This is a genomic window from Natronocella acetinitrilica (assembly GCF_024170285.1).
GTDB lineage: Bacteria > Pseudomonadota > Gammaproteobacteria > Nitrococcales > Aquisalimonadaceae > Natronocella > Natronocella acetinitrilica.
Window position 1 is genome coordinate 491,030 of the sequence record NZ_JALJXV010000001.1, and the last position, 17,406, is coordinate 508,435.

The following is a 17,406-nucleotide window of genomic DNA, read 5'->3' on the forward strand; positions in this document are numbered from 1 at the left end:
TGGCCAACTGCAGCCTGAGAACGGGTTGCGGGAGGGAACGGCTGGCGGGCATGCCGCTCAGGGACACGCCGTGAATACGTCCTTGTAGGCTCGACAGCGACATCCCTGTCGCTGACGGTCCCTGAGCGGCACACCCGCCAGCCGTTTGTGCCCTCGGCCTATGCGCCGCTGTGGCCGCATTGTTATAAAGGCAGTCATCCACGCCTAAAGGGGTTATCCGTGGTCACGTCCAGCGACCAGCAGTATCGAGAGGCCATCAGGTCCTTGTCCGACCGGATCGTTGCTGCCCAGAAGCCCATCCGCATTCTCGATGCCATCCAGTGGACGGCCCCCGTACGCGAGGACTTCTTCGCCCGGGGCTGCCGCGAACAGCCGGCAGTTGATGCCGAGTACTACCGGCAGCGGCCGCTGGGTTTCGACCCTGCCGCCGTGCGTGGCGAGTTCCACGCCATCCAGCGGGATGCGGTCAAGACGCTGGGCCAGTTCAACCCGGTGGCCAAGGTCATGGCCCGTATCTGCAGGGAATACCAGATGGCGGTGCGGATGCTGGAGGCCCGGGGCAGTGCCGATTTCTCCCAGCTCTCCCAGGAGCTCTACGGCGCCGCCAGTGATGCGTTCCATGCCGGCGATCCATCGCTGGCGGACCTGGGCGCACTCATGGCCGACACCCTGGGCAACATCGATCGCTCCGAGGCGCTGCGCCCGGAGCCGAAGACCATCACCGCCGCCCAGGCCGTGGCCACCCTGCAACAGCGCCTGTCCGCCGTGTTCGCGGACAGCGGCGGTGGTGTAAGGGTGCTGCTGGATGACGGCATCGTTGCAGATGCCGCCGCCGGGGCCGACTACCTCAAGGTGCGTCGCGACGCCATGTTCAACGCCCGCGAGGTGCGCCTGTTGGAGGTCCACGAGGGCTGGGTGCACCTGGGCACCACGCTGAATGGCCAGGCGCAGTCCGTATGCACTTTCCTATCCAAGGGGCCGCCGTCTGCGACCGTGACTCAGGAGGGGCTGGCCATCCTGATGGAGATCATCGCCTTCGCCTCCTATCCGGCCCGGCTGCGCAAGCTCGGCAACCGGGTGCGGGCCATTGCCATGGCCGAGGATGGCGCCACCTTTCTCGACTGCTTCGGCTTTTTTCGCGAACAGGGCTTCAGCGACGACGAGGCCTACAATCACACCGCGCGGATCTTCCGCGGCAGCGCTCCGGAGCTAGGCCCCTTCACCAAGGACCTGAGCTACAATCGTGGCTTCATCCTGCTCTATAACTTCCTGCAACTGGCGGTACGCCGCGGTCGGCTGGAGCGCATTCCGCTGCTGTTCTGCGGCAAGGTAACGCTTGAGGATATCCCCGTGCTTGCCCAGTTACAGGAGGAGGGCATCGTGGAGCCGCCCCGCTTCCTGCCACCACAAATCGCCGACCTCAATGGGCTGGTTTCCTGGATGGCCTATGGCAACTTCCTGGGCCGTCTGAATCTCGATCGTATCGAGGCCGACTACGCACATTTGGTGTGATCACTTGCTGCGCGGCGACCATGCTCCTAAGATACCGGTCCTCGCCTGACGAAGCCCCCGGGAGTGATGAAGGTGGATTATCCAGAGCGCTTCGATGTAATCGTGGTTGGCGGCGGACACGCCGGGACCGAGGCTGCGCTGGCGGCGGCGCGCTCCGGTGCGCGCACGCTATTGCTCAGCCACAGCATTGAAACCATCGGCCAGATGAGCTGCAACCCGGCCATCGGTGGTATCGGCAAGGGCCATCTTGTGCGCGAGATCGACGCCCTGGGCGGGCTCATGGCCCGAGCCGCCGACCTGGGCGGTATCCAGTTCCGTACCCTCAACGCCCGCAAGGGGCCGGCAGTTCGTGCTACCCGTGCCCAGGCTGATCGTGCCCTCTACCGCGCCGCGGTGCGCGAGGCCGTGGAGAACCAGCCGGGCCTGCGTCTGTTCCAGCAGGCCGTGGATGACATCATCATTGAGGGGGATCGCATCACAGGGGTGGTGACCCAGATGGGCCTGAGGTTTTACGCCTCCGCCGTGGTGCTCACCGTGGGCACCTTTCTCGGTGGGCGCATTCACATCGGCATGCAGAACCACGAAGGCGGCCGGGCCGGTGACCCGCCCTCCAACGCCCTGGCGCGCAAGCTGCGGGAGCGACCCTTTACCGTGGGCCGGCTCAAGACCGGTACGCCGCCGCGCATCGACGGCAAGACCATCGACTACAGCCGCCTCTCCGAGCAGCCGGGGGACAGCCCCGAGCCGGTTTTTTCTTTCCTGGGAGATCGTGGTCAGCACCCCCGGCAGGTGAGCTGCTGGATTACCCACACCAACAGCCGCACCCACGACATCATCCGCGGCGGGCTTGATCGCTCACCCATGTACGCCGGCGAGATCGAGGGCGTGGGTCCGCGCTATTGCCCGTCAGTGGAAGACAAGGTGGTCCGCTTTGCCGACAAGGACTCCCACCAGATCTTCATCGAGCCTGAGGGTCTGGGCACCAATGAGGTCTACCCCAACGGCATCTCCACCAGCCTGCCCTTCGATGTGCAGCTGGAGCTGGTTCGCAGCTGTGTCGGCCTGGAGCAGGCGCATATCACCCGGCCGGGCTACGCCATCGAATACGACTACTTCGACCCCCGGGGTCTGCGCCCCAGTCTGGAGACCCGCCATGTGGCCGGGCTATATTTCGCCGGCCAGATCAACGGCACCACCGGCTATGAAGAGGCGGCTGCCCAGGGTCTGCTGGCGGGAATCAATGCCGCCCGCGCCAGCCGCGATGAAGCCCCGTGGTGCCCGCGCCGCGATGAAGCCTACCTGGGGGTGCTGGTGGATGACCTCATCACCCGCGGCACCCAGGAGCCCTATCGCATGTTCACCAGCCGCGCCGAGTATCGGCTGATGCTGCGCGAGGACAACGCCGATCTCCGCCTAACGCCCATGGGCCGTGACCTGGGCCTGGTGGATGACCACCGCTGGGCTGCCTTCGAGGCAAAGCGCGAAGCCGTCGAGCGGGAACAGCAGCGGCTCCGTGACACCCTCATACGCCCCGGTGATCTGGGTGGCGCGGAGGCCGAACGCGTGCTCGGTGGCCCGATGCGGCGCGAGCAGCACCTGGATGACCTGCTGCGCCGCCCGGAGGTGGACTACCGCAGCCTGGTCAGCCTGTCGGCGGTTGATGATCCCGGGCTTGCCGCCGACGTGATCGAACAAGTGGAGATCCAGGCCAAGTACGCCGGCTACCTGGAGCGCCAGCGCGAGGACGTGGCGCGCAACCAGCGCCATGAATCCATGGCCATCCCGGATGATCTGGACTACGACGCCGTATCGGGCCTGTCCAGCGAGGTTCGCCAGAAGCTGATCGCCGCCCGGCCGGCCACCGTGGGTCAGGCAGCACGGCTCTCGGGCGTTACGCCGGCGGCGGTGTCGCTGCTGCTGGTGCACCTGCGCCGCGGCGACCCCGCCACACAACGCCGGCGGGCATGACGGCATTCCCCCGCGAGGCACTCGGCGGGCTGCTTGATCGGGGCATGGCCGAACTGCCGGACGTGCCCCCGGAAGCCCGGGAGCTCCTGCTGGACTATCTCGCCCTGCTGCACCGCTGGAACCGGGTCTACAACCTCTCGGCTGTTCGAGATCCTGCCGCCATGGTGACGCTCCATGTGCTGGACAGTCTTGTTGTCCTGCCCTGGCTGCGTGGCCAGAGACTGCTAGACGTGGGCAGTGGTGCCGGACTGCCGGGCCTGCCTCTCGCCATCTGCCGGCCCGAGCTCGCGGTGACTCTTCTGGACAGCAACAGCAAGAAAACCCGGTTTCTGCGCCAGTGCGTGGCCGACCTGGGCCTTGCCAACGTCGACGTGGTGCATGCCCGTGTCGAGGATTACCGCCCTGATGCGCTGTTCGACTGCATCATCTCCCGCGCCTTTGCCCGGACTGATACCTTCGTGAACAGTAGTGCCGGGCTAATGGCTGCCGGCGGTTGCCTGCTTGCCATGAAGGGCCGCCCCGATGACGATGATCCGGGGGGCAAAGCCTGGCAGAGCAAGACCATGGCGCTTGCAGTGCCGGGGCTTGATGCGGCTCGCACTCTGGTGCGGATCGAAGCCGCCACGATTTGATATGCTACTGTGCTGCGTCAAAACGCCCGGTTAGGGCGTCATCATTCAGCGGAGCGGTCATGGCCAGGATCATCGCAATCGCCAATCAGAAAGGGGGCGTCGGCAAGACCACCACCTGCGTGAATCTTGCAGCTGCGCTGGCCATGAACCGCCGTCGGATCCTGCTTGTGGACCTGGACCCCCAGGGTAACGCGACCGTGGGTTGCGGTGTCGACAAGGACAGCGATCGGCCCACCGGCTACGAAGTCCTGATGGACCAGGTGAACATACGCGAGGCCATCGTCACCGTGGAGGAGTGCGGGTTTGACCTGCTGCCGGGTAATGGTGATCTGACGGCGGCGGAGGTGGCGTTGATGGACGCCCAGGGCCGTGAGCAGCACCTGCGGCGCCAGCTGGCGCGGATTCGCCAGGATTACGATTACATCCTGATCGACTGTCCCCCTTCCCTCAACATACTGACGATCAACGCCCTGGTCGCCGCACATGGGGTGCTCATCCCGATTCAGTGCGAGTACTACGCACTGGAAGGCCTGACTGCCCTGTTGAACACCATCAGCCGCGTGCAGCAGAGCGCCAATCGTGAACTGCAGATCCAGGGTCTGCTGCGCACCATGTTCGATCCGCGCAACAACCTCGCCAACCAGGTCGGCGCGCAGTTGCTGCGGCATTTCCCGAAACAGGTCTACAGTACGCAGATACCACGCAACGTGCGGCTTGCCGAGGCGCCCAGCCACGGCCAGCCGGCAATCCAGTACGACCGCTATTCCCGTGGCTCCCTGGCCTACATGGCGTTGGCCAGCGAGCTGATCCGCAAGGACATGCAGGTCACGGCGGCAAGTGCATGATAATGGGCGGACTGTGATGAGCAAGAAGCGAGGACTGGGCAAGGGTCTGGATGCACTGCTGGGCAGCGCCACCAGCGCCAACCCGGATGACGGCGGTACCCTGCGACGCCTGCCTGTGGATCTGCTGCAACGTGGCCGCTACCAGCCCCGCCGTGACATGGACCCGGCGGCGCTGCAGGAACTGGCCGACTCCATTCGCAGCCAGGGTATCCTGCAACCGCTGGTGGTCCGGGCGATTGACGAGGAGCGCTACGAGATCGTCGCCGGTGAACGGCGCTGGCGTGCCGCCCAGCTGGCCGGTCTAGACCGGGTGCCGGCCATCGTCCGGGAAATCCCCGATGAGGTGGCCCTTGCCGTTGGCCTGATCGAGAACATCCAGCGGGAGGACCTGAATCCCCTGGAAGAGGCATTCGCCCTGGAGCGCCTGATCGACGAGTTCGGCATGACGCACCAGGCCGTCTCGGAGGCCGTCGGTCGCTCACGGGCCGCCGTCTCGAACCTCCTGCGCCTGCTTGAGCTGAACGACGACGTCAAGCGACTGGTCGCCGAGGGGCGGCTCGAAATGGGCCATGCCCGCGCCCTGGCGGCTCTCAAGGGCGGTGTGCAGAGTGAGGTTGCCGCCCGAGTGGTCGCCAGGGCACTGTCGGTGCGGGCCACGGAAAGCATTGTTCGAAAATTGCTTGAAAGTGAGCGCCCTGGTCGCCGTCCGCAGAAGCTCGACCCGGATATCCGTCGTCTTCAGGATGATCTCACCGACCGCCTCGGGGCGAGCGTTCAGATCCAGCAGAGTCGTGGTGGCGCTGGCAAGCTCGTGATCCAGTACACCAGTCTGGATGAACTCGATGGCATTCTGGGGCGCATCCGCTAGCCGGGTAATCGCCGCAGTGGCGGCGTTGACCGAATAGGGTCGAGTCTTTATACTCCGCACCTCAATGCTGTCGGGCCACGGGGAAAAGTGACCTAGACATGAGCATTTAGAGCTGTTTACCAGCAGCATTCCGGGACCCGGACCAGCCAAGCAGGGCGCTTGCTGGGGCCGGCATTCGCGCGACCGTGAATCATGGAAACGAAGCGAGTTCTCGGAGTTCTGTTTTCCACCCAGGCGAGCGTAACCGTATTGGGAGCGGCTGTCTGGTGGGCGCTGGTAGATAGCTGGCACGGGCTGGCGGCCGTGGGTGGTGGCATCGCTGTGATGTTCCCCACGCTGATTTTTGCAGCCATCGTGTTTTCGGTTTCTCCGGATGCTCCGCCCAAGCGCATTCTCGGGGCGTTCTACCGGGGGGAAGCGATCAAGATCGGGGCCACGGTCCTGATGCTGGTGGTCCTGCTGCAGTGGTTCAGTACCACGCCGCTCCCCCTTCTGACGACGTACATATTGGCGATCCTCCTGTATTGGCCAGCGCTCCTCGTGGGTGTGGGCCGACGACCACGGTGAGAGCGAGATGAACGACGACGGCCCAGACGTTAGTGGCTACATTGGTCACCACCTTACGAACTGGCAGATTGGCGAAGGCTTCTGGGCCATCCATGCCGACGCCCTGATCGTCTCTTCCCTGCTCGGCGCCCTCTTCTGTTTCGTGTTCTGGCTGGCGGCCCGGCACGCCACCGCCGGTGTGCCCGGCGGTCTGCAGAATTTTGTCGAGATGATGCTCGAGCTGATCGGGGGTCTCGTCAAGGAGACCTTCCACCACAAGAACAAGCTGGTGGCTCCCCTGGCGTTGACCATCTTCGTGTGGGTGTTCCTCATGAACCTCATGGATCTGGTTCCCATCGACGTGGCACCAGATACCATGCATGCCCTTGGCTGGGACTACTTCAAGATCCTGCCCACCGCGAACATGAACGTGACCTTTGGGCTGTCGCTGGCGGTGCTCGGGCTCATTATCGTATTCAGCTTCAAGTACAAGGGTGCTGGCGGCTTTGCCAAGGAGCTGCTGACCCATCCGTTCGGTCCGTGGATGGCCCCGTTCAACCTGGTGCTGAACTTCGTCGAGCTGCTGGCCAAGCCCATCTCGCTGTCGCTGCGACTATTCGGCAACCTCTACGCGGCCGAGCTGATCTTCATACTCATTGCCACACTGACTCTCGGTTTCGGCACGGCGTGGGTGGATATGCTCACCAGCGTCGGAGGTCTTTCGCTACTGTTCGGCCAGATCGTGCTCGCCGCCGCGTGGGCGATCTACCACATTCTTGTTATCCCGCTGCAGGCGTTCATTTTCATGATGCTCACCATCGTGTATCTGAACATGGCCGCGGAACACCATTAATCGCATCATCAACTTAACGTCCTGACTCGACTCGGAGGTAGAACATGGAACTCGCAAGCCTGGTAGCCAACGTCCAGGGGTTGACCGCCATCGCGGTGGCCATCATTTTCGCCGGTGGCGCGTTCGGTACCGCGCTCGGCTTCGGCCTGATGGGCGGCAAGTTTCTCGAGAGCGTGGCTCGTCAGCCTGAATTGGCCCCCATGCTGCAAGGCCGCATGTTCCTGATCGCCGGTCTCCTCGACGCCGTGACCATGATCGGCGTTGCCGTGGCCCTGATCTTCACCTTCGCCAACCCGTTCCTGGGTCCGGTGCAGGCGGCGGCTGGCGCCTGAGGTCCGGCCTCGCCGGTAAATTCCAGGTTTCGGCATCGGAGGGGATGGCATGGGTATCAATGCCACGCTCTTAGGCCAGATGATTGCCTTCGGCATCTTCGTCTGGTTCACCATGAAGTTCGTATGGCCAGTGCTTACGCAGGCCATGCAGGAACGGCAGCAGAAGATCAGTGACGGGCTTGCCGCCGCGGAGCGCGGCCGCAAGGACCTCGAAGACGCGGAAGCCCAAAAGGCTGAGCTGTTGAAAGAGGCCCGCGCCAAGGCCAATGAAATGCTCGATCAGGCCAACAAGCGTGCCAACGAACTGGTTGAAGAAGCTCGCGAGACTGCCCGCAAGGAAGGCGAGCGCCAGCTGGCTCAGGCCCAGGCGCAAATCGAGCAGGAGCTCAACAAGGTCAAGCGCGAACTGCGCGAACAGGTGGTCACACTCGCCATCACCGGGGCTTCCCGTGTGCTGGAGCGCGAGGTGGACGCCAAGTCGCACAATGACCTGCTGACCGATCTGGCCAAGCAACTCTGAGGCGGACACGATGGCTGAATTGACCACCATCGCCCGGCCGTACGCGCAGGCAGTCTTCAAGCATGCCAAGGAGCACAAGCAGCTCGGCCCCTGGTCCGAGACGCTGCAGTTGCTCGGGCTGATTGCGGCCGATGAGCGCATGCAACCCGTGCTCTCCAGCCCGCGTCCGTCGGCGGACGAACTGGTAGGCCTGTTTTCAGACCTCTGCGGCGACCGGCTTAGCGAAGCGGGGCGGAACCTGATTCGACTACTCGCCGAGAACCGCCGGCTGATGGCGCTGCCGGCTCTGGTGAAGCAGTTCGAAGAGCTTCGTGCCGCCGAGGAAGGGACGCTCCAGGCTCTGCTGACGTCGGCGCTGCCGGTGGAAGACAAGGTGCGGGATGAGCTGGCCAAAGCCCTGGGCAACCGCTTGCAACGCAAAGTCTCCCTGGAGACGGCGGTGGACGAGCGACTGCTCGGTGGCGCCATCATTCGTGCAGGGGATTTGGTTATCGATGGTTCGGTGCGTGGGCGCTTGCAGCGCATGGCCACGCAGCTGAGCCGCTAAGGGGACGACTCCAATGCAACTCAAAGCGTCGGAAATCAGTGATCTCATCAAGCAGCGCCTCGAAAATTTCGAGGGCGCGTCCGAGGCCCGTAATGAAGGCACCGCCGTATCGGTGCAGGACGGTATCGTCCGCATTGCCGGCCTCGCCGATGTCATGCAGGGGGAGATGCTCGAGTTCCCCGACAACACGTTCGGCATGGCATTGAACCTGGAACGGGATTCCGTGGGTGCGGTTATTCTCGGTGACTACCGGCACATTACCGAAGGTGCCTCGGTCAAATGCACCGGCCGCATTCTGGAAGTGCCCACGGGCGAGGCCCTGCTGGGTCGCGTGGTTGATGCCCTGGGCAACCCCATCGACGGCAAGGGCCCAATCGACACCAAGACCACCGCTCCGGTGGAGAAGGTTGCGCCGGGCGTTATCGCACGGCAGTCGGTGGACCAGCCGGTGCAGACCGGTCTCAAGGCCATCGACGCCATGGTGCCCATTGGCCGCGGCCAGCGCGAGTTGATCATCGGTGACCGCCAGACTGGCAAGACCGCTGTCGCGATTGACGCGATCATCAACCAGAAGGGTAGTGGCATCAAGTGCGTCTACGTCGCGGTGGGCCAGAAGGCTTCCTCCATCGCCAACGTGGTGCGCAAGCTCGAGGAGCATGGCGCTCTCGAGCACACCATCGTCGTGGCTGCAGCCGCCTCCGAGTCGGCGGCCATGCAGTTCATCGCGCCCTATGCCGGGTGCACCATGGGTGAGTACTTCCGCGATCGCGGCGAAGATGCCCTGATCGTCTATGATGACCTCTCCAAGCAGGCGGTGGCCTATCGGCAGGTTTCCCTGTTGCTGCGCCGTCCGCCCGGCCGCGAAGCCTACCCCGGTGACGTCTTCTACCTGCACTCCCGGTTGCTGGAGCGGGCCGCGCGGATCAATGCCGAGTACGTCGAGAAGATCACTAACGGCGAGGTGAAGGGCAAGACGGGTTCTCTCACCGCACTGCCGATCATCGAGACTCAGGCCGGTGACGTGTCGGCATTCGTACCAACCAACGTGATCTCCATCACCGACGGTCAGATCTTCCTGGAAACGGACCTCTTCAACTCCGGTATCCGCCCGGCCATCAACGCCGGTATTTCGGTGTCCCGAGTCGGTGGTGCGGCCCAGACCAAGATCATCAAGAAGCTCGGTGGTGGTATCCGTCTGGCGCTGGCTCAGTATCGGGAGCTGGCGGCCTTCGCGCAGTTTGCATCGGATCTGGACGAAGCCACCCGTAAGCAGCTTGAGCGGGGTCAGCGCGTGACCGAGCTGATGAAGCAGCGCCAGTACTCGCCGCTGTCCATCGCCGAGATCGCAATCTCGCTGTATGCCGCCAACGAAGGCTACCTGGACGACCTGGAGATGAAGCAGGTGGGCCCGTTCGAGGACGGACTGCACGCGCACCTGAACGGCAATCACGCCGAGCTTGCCAAGAAGGTGAACGATACCGGCAACTTCGATGACGCCATCGAGAAAGGCTTCAAGAAGGCTGTCGAGGAGTTCAAGTCGCAGGGCACCTGGTAACCGGATAGGGGCAGACGCATGGCCGGCGCAAAAGAGATTCGCACGCAGATCAAGAGCGTCCAGAGTACGCAGAAGATCACCAGTGCCATGGAAATGGTGGCGGCGAGCAAGATGCGTTCAGCGCAACAGCGCATGCAGCGTGCTCGTCCGTATTCCGACAAGATTCGCAACGTGATTGCGCATCTGGCGAAAGCCGACCCGGAATACCGCCATCCGTTTCTCGTGGAGCGCGAAGTCAAGCGCGTGGGATTCATCGTCGTCACGTCCGATCGCGGGCTCTGTGGTGGCCTGAACGCCAATCTGTTTCGCAAGCTATTGCCGCAACTCGCGACCTGTCAGCAGAAAGGGCTGGACGTCGATGTCTGCGCCATCGGTAACAAGGGGCTGCAGTTCTTCTCGCGGCTCAACGCGAACCTGGTTGCCAATGTGACGCACCTTGGCGATACGCCGCGTATCGCCGATCTGCTGGGCTCCATCAAGGTCATGCTGGACGCCTATCGGGAAGGTGAGCTTGACCAGATCGTCCTGGTGTATAACCGCTTCATCAACACCATGACCCAGGAACCCCGGCTCGAGACACTGCTGCCGTTGCAGCCGGTCGAGGCGGACGACGAGGAAGAGCAGCAGTACGGCTGGGACTACATCTACGAGCCCGACGCCGTGGAAGTGCTTGATCACCTGCTCGAGCGATACGTGGAATCCCTGGTCTATCAGGCCGTGGTAGACAACATTGCCAGTGAACAGGCGGCGCGCATGGTTGCCATGAAGAGCGCCTCCGATAACGCTGAGTCACTGATCGACGAATTGCAGCTGGTCTACAACAAGGCGCGTCAGGCGGCGATCACCACTGAGTTGAGTGAAATCGTCTCCGGGGCGGCAGCAGTCTAGACCGGTACCGCAGCCCACGGGGCTGACGCCGTTTTCAAGAATCGAATCTAGAGGAACTGGGGTATGAGCTCGGGAAAGATTGTCCAGATCATCGGTGCGGTCGTCGACGTGGAGTTTCCCCGCGATTCCGTGCCTAGGGTCTACGATGCTCTGAACGTCGACGAAGGCGGTCTGGTGCTGGAAGTGCAGCAGCAGATTGGTGACGGCGTCGTACGCTGCATCGCGATGGGGACCACAGACGGTCTGAAGCGGGGTATCTCCGTGGTGAGCACCGGCAAGGCCATTTCCGTGCCGGTGGGTCAGAAGACCCTGGGCCGGATCATGGATGTGCTCGGTAACCCCATCGATGAGGCCGGCGAAATCGGCAACGAGGAAAGCTGGGGTATCCACCGCTCGGCGCCGAAGTTCGACGAACAGGCCGCCAGCCAGGAGCTGCTCGAAACCGGCATCAAGGTTATTGACCTCATGTGCCCCTTCGCCAAGGGCGGCAAGGTCGGCCTCTTCGGTGGCGCCGGTGTGGGCAAGACCGTCAACATGATGGAGCTCATCCGTAACATCGCCATCGAGCACAGTGGGTTCTCCGTGTTCGCCGGTGTTGGCGAGCGTACTCGTGAAGGGAACGACTTCTATCACGAGATGAAAGACTCCAACGTGCTCGACAAGGTGGCTCTGGTTTACGGCCAGATGAACGAGCCTCCTGGCAACCGTCTGCGTGTCGCACTGACCGGCCTGACCATGGCCGAGTACTTCCGTGACGAAGGCCGCGACGTGCTGCTGTTCGTCGACAACATTTACCGTTACACCCTGGCGGGCACCGAGGTGTCGGCGCTGCTCGGCCGTATGCCCTCCGCGGTGGGCTACCAGCCGACCCTGGCCGAGGAAATGGGTGTGCTGCAGGAGCGCATCACCTCCACCAAGACGGGTTCAATCACCTCAATCCAGGCCGTGTACGTGCCTGCGGATGACCTGACTGACCCGTCCCCGGCCACCACCTTCGCCCACCTGGACGCCACCGTGGTGTTGTCCCGTGACATCGCGTCCCTGGGTATCTATCCGGCTGTGGACCCGCTGGATTCCACCAGCCGTCAGCTCGACCCGTTGGTGATTGGTGATGAGCACTACGACGTGGCGCGCTCGGTTCAGGGCACGCTGCAGCGCTATAAGGAATTGAAGGACATCATCGCGATTCTGGGCATGGACGAGCTGTCCGAAGAGGACAAGCTCACCGTCTCCCGGGCGCGGAAGATCCAGCGCTTCCTGTCCCAGCCCTTCTTCGTGGCGGAAGTGTTCACTGGCGCTCCCGGCAAGTACGTCTCCCTGAAAGACACGATTCGTGGCTTCAAGGGCATCGTGGCCGGTGAATACGATGATCTGCCTGAACAGGCCTTCTACATGGTCGGCACCATCGAGGAAGCCGTCGAGAAGGCGAAGAACCTCTAACCGAAAGGTAGCCACATGGCCAGCACCATGCACCTGGACGTCGTCAGCGCCGAAGAGGAGATCTTCTCCGGCGAGGTGGAATTCGTGGTCGCCCGCGCCACGGAGGGTGAGCTCGGTATCATGCCGCGTCATGCCCCGTTGCTTGCCCGGCTGCAGCCCGGTGAAGTGCGAGTCCGGCTGTCCGGCGACGAAGAGCAGTATTTTTATGTCTCCGGCGGGATGATCGAAGTGCAGCCCAAGGTCGTCACCATCCTGGCCGACACCGCTGCGCGGGCCAAGGATCTCGACGAGGCCGCCGCCGAAGAGGCCAAGAAACGGGCCGAAGAGGCGATCCGTAACCGCACCGGCGAAATGGACTACGCCAGGGCGCAGACCGAGTTGGCTGCAGCCGCGGCGCAGCTGCGGGCCATCCAGAGCCTGCGCAAGAAGCGGGGCAAGAAGTAGCCTTTTCGTCTTGCGCCCCTCGGGTATGTGATACTGAACCGCCGCCTCGCTTCAGCGACGCGGCGGTTTTCTTTTGGAGACCTGGAACATGGCCGCAAAACCGCCATTGCACGTCGTAATCCTTGCTGCCGGTCAGGGCACCCGCATGCGCTCGGCCCTGCCGAAGGTGCTACACCCCGTCGCCGGCCGGCCCATGCTTGCCCATGTCATCGACACGGCCCGCAATCTCGCGCCCCAGGCGATTCACCTGGTCCATGGCCATGGCGGTGCGACCCTGCAGCAGGTGATTCGCGACGACGATCTGCACTGGGTGGCCCAGGAACAACAGCTCGGCACCGGCCATGCCGTCCGGCAAGCGCTGCCCGGTATCCCCGACGATGCCATGGTTCTGGTGCTCTACGGCGACGTTCCCCTGGTGCGCGAAGCCACCTTGCAGCCCCTCTGCGAGGCGGCGACGGAAACGGTCGCCGTACTCACCGTGGAACTGGTCGACCCCACCGGTTATGGGCGCATTCAACGCGGCCCAGAAGGCGCGGTCGTCGGCATCGTCGAGGAAAAGGACGCCACCCTTGAGCAGCGCCGAATCACCGAGACCAATACCGGCATGATGGCCGCTCCGGCTGCCTTGCTCCACACCCTGCTTGCCCGTTGCACCAACGACAATGCCCAGGGTGAGTACTACCTTACCGACGTGGTCGCCCTGCGGGCTGGCGACGGCGGCACGGTCAACGCCGTGCGTGCTTCGGATGCGCTGGAGGTGGCTGGCGTCAACAACCGGGTTCAACTGGCCACCTGTGAGCGCGCCTTGCAGCAACGTATTGCCGAATCCCTCATGCGCAACGGGGTGACTATTGTCGATCCGGCCCGTCTCGACGTCCGCGGCAAGCTGCACTGTGCCACGGATGTTACCATCGACATCAACTGCATCTTTGAAGGAAATGTGGAGATCGGCGCCGGCAGCGTCATCGGCGCCGGCGCGGTCTTACGTGATTGTCGCCTGGGTGAAAACGTCCACGTGGAGCCCTACAGCCTGATTGATGGAGCCACCGTGGCCGCGGATGCCCACATCGGCCCGTTTGCCCGCTTGCGACCTGGTACGGTTCTGGAACAGGGAGCGAAGGCCGGTAATTTCGTCGAGCTGAAAAAGGCGAGCCTTGGCCCGGGCACCAAGGTGAACCACCTGAGCTATGTCGGCGATGCCGTGCTTGGCGCCGGCGTGAATGTTGGCGCTGGCACGATTACCTGCAATTACGACGGAACCAACAAGCACGAAACCCGCATCGGCGACGGGAGCTTCATCGGCTCGGATACTCAACTCGTGGCGCCGGTCACCGTTGGTGCAGGCTGCGTGGTGGCCGCTGGAACCACGGTAACCCGTGATGCGCCCGACCATTGTCTGGTCATCAGCCGGACCGAGCAGGCCAATATCGAGGGTTGGCCGCAACGACGAGACACCAAAAAACGCGACTGACACCGTTGACGGGGGGACCATCGCCGTCGATGCTTTTATTAGAGCGAACTGATGGAGTCGCTCGGTATCTCCCGCGGTTGGAACAGGAGTTCTCCCATGTTCGAGCATGTCGTTGTCGCAGCCCACTTCGCCTCTGCCTCCTCGCCCCTGCTGGCCAGTCTTGAGGAATTGCGCGCACGAGGCGCCCGGGAACTCACGCTGGTGGATGTGCTCCGCTCCCACCACGTCGAGGAGCAGTCGGCGGAACATCGCGAGGAGACACATCGACGCCTGGAAGAACAGCGTACCGTGCTCGAGGAAGCGGGCTTCAAGGTGAATCTTGAGGTGCGAACCGGGCAACCGGCCCACGAGTTCGCACACCTGGCGCGGCTCCGCGGCGCATCCCTGATCCTCGTGGGCTCCCGGGGGGAACAGTATTTCCGCGAATTCATGCGCGGCTCCACCATACTGCAACTGATTCGCAAGACCTCGGTCCCCACCCTGATCGAACCCATCGAGGGCGAGTCGCGGCAGGTCCGCGGCAGGGGTTTCGATCATCTTCTGCTGGCGACGGATTTCTCGGGTACGGCTGCGGACGCCGAGCAGATGGCCGTGGACCTCGCCGGCCAGGCCCGTCGGCTGGTGCTGGTGCATGTGATGGAAGATGATGAGGTGGACGCCTTTGGCGAAGAAGGTGCCCGGGAGCGTGCCCAATCCACCATGCAGGCTCTGGTTGACCGCTTGCCCAATATGCAGCAACCACCGGTGGTTCGCATCGTGGAAGGCACCGCCTCTTCCGAAATTCGCCGTATTGCCGAGGACGAAGGCAGCTCCATGATCATCATGGGCAAGCGGGGCCACAGCCCGATCAGGGAATTGCTGCTAGGCAGTACCATTCAGAACGTGGTGCGATACGCCAACTGCTCAGTGCTGATGGTCCCGCACCGTTCGGGCCTGGACTGAAGAACGCATCCGACACCGCTGATCCGTAACCGAACTGGGAGAACTTGTATGTGCGGTATCGTTGGCGCCGTCGCCGAGCGCGATGTGTCCCGTATCCTGTTGGAAGGCCTGCGCCGACTGGAATACCGTGGTTACGACTCTGCCGGCATGGCCATACTCGACCAGGAGTGCGTGATTCGGCGCCAGCGTGCTGCGGGAAAGGTGGAGCGGCTGGAGAGCGCCCTGGAGGAAACCCCCCTCACCGGGCGGTTGGGTATCGCCCACACCCGATGGGCAACCCACGGCAAGCCGACAGACAACAACGCCCACCCACATGTGGCCCGCGACGCCGTCGCCATCGTGCATAACGGGATCATCGAAAACTACGCCGCACTCCGGTCCCGCTTGCAGGCCGACGGCTACAGCTTCAGTTCCGAGACCGACACCGAAGTGGTGGTCAATCTCATCCACCACAACATGGGTCAGGGCGGTGAACTTTTCGAGGCGGTGCGAACCAGTCTCACCGAACTCGAGGGCGCCTATGCCTTCGGCGTCATCTGCAGCGCCGAGCCCGACCGACTGATCGCCGCCCGCCGGGGATCGCCCCTGGTGATCGGCGTGGGTATCGGCGAGCACTTCATTGCCTCGGACGTCTCTGCCCTGTTGCCGGTGACCCAGGAGTTCATTTTTCTGGAAGAAGGCGACATCGCGCTCATTACCCGCGATGCCGTGATCATCCATGACGCCAGGGGCAAGGTGGTCGAGCGCCCGGTGAAGCGTTCACAACTCTCGGCGACAGCGGCGGACAAGGGCAGCTATCGCCACTACATGCTGAAGGAGATCTACGAGCAGCCGCGGGTTCTGGCAGAAACCCTGGAAGGGCGGCTTTCCCGTGATCGGGTGTTGCCGGAAGTCTTCGGGCCGGACGCTGGTGCCGTGTTCGACCAGGTCCAGCGAATCCAGATCGTTGCCTGCGGTACCAGCAATCATGCGGGCATGATTGCCCGTTACTGGTTCGAAAGCCTGGCAGGGCTACCCTGCGACGTGGAAGTGGCCAGCGAGTATCGCTATCGGCCCCATGTGGTGAGCCCCGGCACCCTGTTCGTGACCATCTCCCAGTCCGGCGAGACGGCCGACAGCCTCGCCGCACTGCGTGAAGTGAAGTCCCAGGCGAAGCACCTAGCCACGCTCGCCATTTGCAACGTAGCGGAGAGTTCGCTGGTGCGGGAATCCGACCTGGTGCTGATGACGCGTGCCGGCCCCGAGATCGGTGTTGCCTCCACCAAGGCCTTCACAACCCAGTTGGCCGCATTGCTCCTGCTGGTCATTGCCCTGGGGCGCCGGCACGCCATGACTGCGGATACCGAAGCCCGGCTAGTGGAGGGCTTGCACGCCCTGCCGGCGCTGATCGACCGCGTTCTGCAGATGGATGCGGACATCGCGAAACTGTCCGAAGCGTTCGCCGACAAGCACCACAGCCTGTTTCTGGGCCGTGGGCCGCTCTACCCGGTGGCGATGGAAGGCGCGCTGAAGCTGAAGGAAATCTCATACATCCATGCCGAGGCATACCCGGCTGGCGAACTCAAACACGGCCCCCTGGCCCTGGTAGATGCCGAGATGCCCGTGGTCGCCGTTGCCCCCAATGACGAACTCATGGAAAAGCTCAAGTCGAACCTGCAGGAAGTGCAGGCCCGGGGTGGTCAGTTATTTGTCTTCGCCGACGAACGCACCACCTTCGAAGACAGCCCGGGGCTGCGCCTCGTGAGTGTTCCCGCCGTGGATGACGCGTTGGCAGCCGTGGTGTATACGGTGCCTCTGCAACTGCTCGCCTACCATGTAGCCCTGCTGAAGGGCACCGACGTGGATAAGCCCCGAAATCTGGCGAAGTCGGTGACGGTGGAGTAAGTGAGCGGCCCAGGATAAGTGTCTTTGTCTTCTTCGAATTCAAACGCGGACAATTGGAATGGTTTCGTACAATCTCCGCTAGTTTGCGAACTAGTTGAGAACATTGTTTAGCTAGAGCTTTTGCGCCTAGAGGTTTCGTGCCTTCTTGGCCAGTTCACT

The 17,406-nt window shown here is 63.1% G+C and carries 17 protein-coding genes; all 17 read left to right on the forward strand.

The window, feature by feature from the left end; translation table 11 throughout:
* The first annotated feature begins 219 nt into the window (after nt 1-219).
* Entirely contained in the window at nt 220-1,512 is a 1,293-nt protein-coding gene (locus tag J2T57_RS02350; protein ID WP_253473643.1) for a flavohemoglobin expression-modulating QEGLA motif protein, read from the forward strand.
* 66 nt (nt 1,513-1,578) lie between these two features.
* A complete protein-coding gene (gene mnmG / locus J2T57_RS02355; protein WP_253473646.1) occupies nt 1,579-3,480 on the forward strand; it encodes a tRNA uridine-5-carboxymethylaminomethyl(34) synthesis enzyme MnmG in 1,902 nt (633 codons plus the stop codon).
* Nucleotides 3,477-4,112 carry a 16S rRNA (guanine(527)-N(7))-methyltransferase RsmG gene (gene rsmG, locus J2T57_RS02360; RefSeq protein WP_253473649.1) on the forward strand — a complete coding sequence of 212 codons (636 nt, stop codon included), beginning with the start codon at nt 3,477-3,479 and terminating at the stop codon, nt 4,110-4,112. The genes mnmG and rsmG overlap by 4 nt, the downstream gene beginning before the upstream one ends.
* A gap of 59 nt (nt 4,113-4,171) precedes the next feature.
* Complete coding sequence (locus J2T57_RS02365) at nt 4,172-4,957, forward strand: ParA family protein (protein WP_253473652.1); 786 nt, start codon at nt 4,172-4,174, stop codon at nt 4,955-4,957.
* 13 nt (nt 4,958-4,970) lie between these two features.
* Nucleotides 4,971-5,825: a ParB/RepB/Spo0J family partition protein gene (locus J2T57_RS02370; RefSeq protein WP_253473655.1), complete on the forward strand. Its 855-nt coding sequence runs from the start codon at nt 4,971-4,973 to the stop codon at nt 5,823-5,825.
* A 192-nt stretch (nt 5,826-6,017) separates the two neighbouring features.
* Nucleotides 6,018-6,392 carry an ATP synthase subunit I gene (locus J2T57_RS02375; protein ID WP_253473658.1) on the forward strand — a complete coding sequence of 125 codons (375 nt, stop codon included), beginning with the start codon at nt 6,018-6,020 and terminating at the stop codon, nt 6,390-6,392.
* A 7-nt stretch (nt 6,393-6,399) separates the two neighbouring features.
* Entirely contained in the window at nt 6,400-7,224 is an 825-nt protein-coding gene (gene atpB, locus J2T57_RS02380) for a F0F1 ATP synthase subunit A (protein WP_253473661.1), read from the forward strand.
* Nucleotides 7,225-7,268: 44 nt separating this feature from the next.
* Nucleotides 7,269-7,556 (forward strand): F0F1 ATP synthase subunit C, encoded by a 288-nt coding sequence (gene atpE, locus J2T57_RS02385; protein WP_253473665.1) that lies wholly within the window; start codon nt 7,269-7,271, stop codon nt 7,554-7,556.
* A 49-nt stretch (nt 7,557-7,605) separates the two neighbouring features.
* A complete protein-coding gene (locus J2T57_RS02390; RefSeq protein WP_253473669.1) occupies nt 7,606-8,076 on the forward strand; it encodes a F0F1 ATP synthase subunit B in 471 nt (156 codons plus the stop codon).
* 10 nt (nt 8,077-8,086) lie between these two features.
* Nucleotides 8,087-8,623, forward strand: a complete 537-nt coding sequence (locus J2T57_RS02395; RefSeq protein ID WP_253473672.1) for a F0F1 ATP synthase subunit delta — start codon at nt 8,087-8,089, stop codon at nt 8,621-8,623.
* A gap of 13 nt (nt 8,624-8,636) precedes the next feature.
* A complete protein-coding gene (gene atpA, locus J2T57_RS02400) occupies nt 8,637-10,178 on the forward strand; it encodes a F0F1 ATP synthase subunit alpha (protein ID WP_253473675.1) in 1,542 nt (513 codons plus the stop codon).
* An 18-nt stretch (nt 10,179-10,196) separates the two neighbouring features.
* The gene (gene atpG, locus J2T57_RS02405) at nt 10,197-11,066 is read left to right on the forward strand and encodes a F0F1 ATP synthase subunit gamma (protein ID WP_253473678.1); all 870 of its coding nucleotides are present in this window, start codon (nt 10,197-10,199) and stop codon (nt 11,064-11,066) included.
* Between the two features lie 63 nt (nt 11,067-11,129).
* A complete protein-coding gene (gene atpD / locus J2T57_RS02410; RefSeq protein ID WP_253473681.1) occupies nt 11,130-12,506 on the forward strand; it encodes a F0F1 ATP synthase subunit beta in 1,377 nt (458 codons plus the stop codon).
* A gap of 15 nt (nt 12,507-12,521) precedes the next feature.
* Nucleotides 12,522-12,950 (forward strand): F0F1 ATP synthase subunit epsilon, encoded by a 429-nt coding sequence (locus J2T57_RS02415; protein ID WP_253473684.1) that lies wholly within the window; start codon nt 12,522-12,524, stop codon nt 12,948-12,950.
* Nucleotides 12,951-13,038: 88 nt separating this feature from the next.
* Complete coding sequence (glmU, locus tag J2T57_RS02420; RefSeq protein WP_253473687.1) at nt 13,039-14,421, forward strand: bifunctional UDP-N-acetylglucosamine diphosphorylase/glucosamine-1-phosphate N-acetyltransferase GlmU; 1,383 nt, start codon at nt 13,039-13,041, stop codon at nt 14,419-14,421.
* Nucleotides 14,422-14,517: 96 nt separating this feature from the next.
* Nucleotides 14,518-15,363, forward strand: a complete 846-nt coding sequence (locus J2T57_RS02425) for a universal stress protein (protein ID WP_253473689.1) — start codon at nt 14,518-14,520, stop codon at nt 15,361-15,363.
* Nucleotides 15,364-15,411: 48 nt separating this feature from the next.
* On the forward strand, nt 15,412-17,247 hold the full coding sequence (gene glmS / locus J2T57_RS02430; protein WP_253473691.1) for a glutamine--fructose-6-phosphate transaminase (isomerizing): 1,836 nt from the start codon (nt 15,412-15,414) through the stop codon (nt 17,245-17,247).
* Nucleotides 17,248-17,406: the final 159 nt, after the last annotated feature.